Source organism: Microbacterium sp. UBA3486 (genome assembly GCF_002377845.1).
In the GTDB taxonomy this organism is placed as follows: Bacteria; Actinomycetota; Actinomycetes; order Actinomycetales; family Microbacteriaceae; genus Microbacterium; species Microbacterium maritypicum_A.
On record NZ_DFQP01000087.1, the window covers coordinates 48296 to 49682 of the forward strand.

A 1387-nucleotide genomic window follows, 5' to 3' on the forward strand; every position below is an offset into this window, starting at 1 on the left:
CTGCTCCAGGGCGATCACCAGTGGCCCGAACGGGTCGGAACGCAGCAGCCGGATCGGGGTCGGCACGATCCGCGCGTAGGTGTCCTCACCGGCGGGGTTCTGCCGCCGGGTCGGCCGCAGTGCGTAGCGGTTGAGGGGGCCGTACTTGCCCAGGTACTTCTGGTAGTCGCGCCGCAGCGCCGCCCGCGCCTCGATGACCTCGATTGTGTCGTCCACCGTCGCCGACTCCAGGGTCAGCAGGGTCGTGGCCCGGTCGCGCAGCCCGAGCAGAGCGCGCAGTTCGGTCGCCGCCGATTTGGGTACGGCGAGTGGTTCCAGCGCCCCGGAGGCGACGGTCGCGAACTCGCCGCCGTCGACGGGCACGATGCTGCCGTCCCATACGGTCGGCACGGACGGGGTGAACGCGGCACGGCGGGACTGCTGCGCCGCGGTGCGTTCGCTCATCATCAGCCCGAGCCGGCGCCCGGCGAACACGATCTCGTCCACGGCGAGCGCCAGTGTGCTCTCCAGCTCGGCGAGGTTCCCGGTGACGGTGAGCGTATCCGCGCCGTACATGCCCTGCTGCACGCCGACGGCGCCGAGCATCCGCTCGGGCCGATGGTCGAAGTAGGCGTTGATCTTCACCAACCGCCCGTCGATGCTGACCGGCGTGACAGTCTCCCACAGGTCGTCGGCCGGTGGCCGACCGTCCTCGCGGCGGCGGAAGATGAGCAGATCGGTGAGCACCTCAGTGCCAGCCGCGCGGCGGTGCGCGCCGGTGGGCAGGCGGATCGCCCCGACGAGATCCGCCAGGGCGTTCATCTCCCGGCGTGCGCCGGGATTCTGTGCGTCCATCGTGTAATGCGAGGTCAGCACCGCGACGAGCCCGCCGGGCCGGGTCAGCCGCAGCGACTTCAGGATGAAGTGGTTGTGCATCGTCTGCTTGGTGCCGTTGTGGACCGGATCGTGCAGGACGACGCCGGCGAACGGCACGTTGCCGATCGCAGCGTCGAAGTGCCCTTCGGGCAGGCGGGTGTCTGCGAACGACTCGGCGCGGATCGTCGCGTGCGGGTAGAGGACCTGGCTGATCGCCGCCGTCACCGGGTCCAGCTCGACGCCGGTCATCTGCGCCGAGCCCGGCGCGAGCCCGATGAACGTCCCCGCTCCCGAACCCGGCTCCAGCACGCTTCCGCCCGTGAAGCCGAGCGCGCTCATGGCGCGCCACATCTGCCGGACGATCAGCGGGTCGGTGTAGTGGGCGTTGATCGTCGTGCGGGCCGCGGCGTCCCAGTCGGTCTCGTCGAGCAGGCCGCGCAGCTCGGCGCGCTCGGCATCCCAGCCGTCCTTCGTAGCGTCGAACACGTCGGGGATCGCACTCCAGCTCGACCAGCGGGCGAGCACCTGCTGC

Annotated in this window: 1 pseudogene; it reads right to left on the bottom strand. The window is 70.9% G+C overall.

From position 1 onward, the window contains the following. Window positions 1-1387, bottom strand: a pseudogene (locus tag B2869_RS13870) (helicase); the annotation flags it as partial.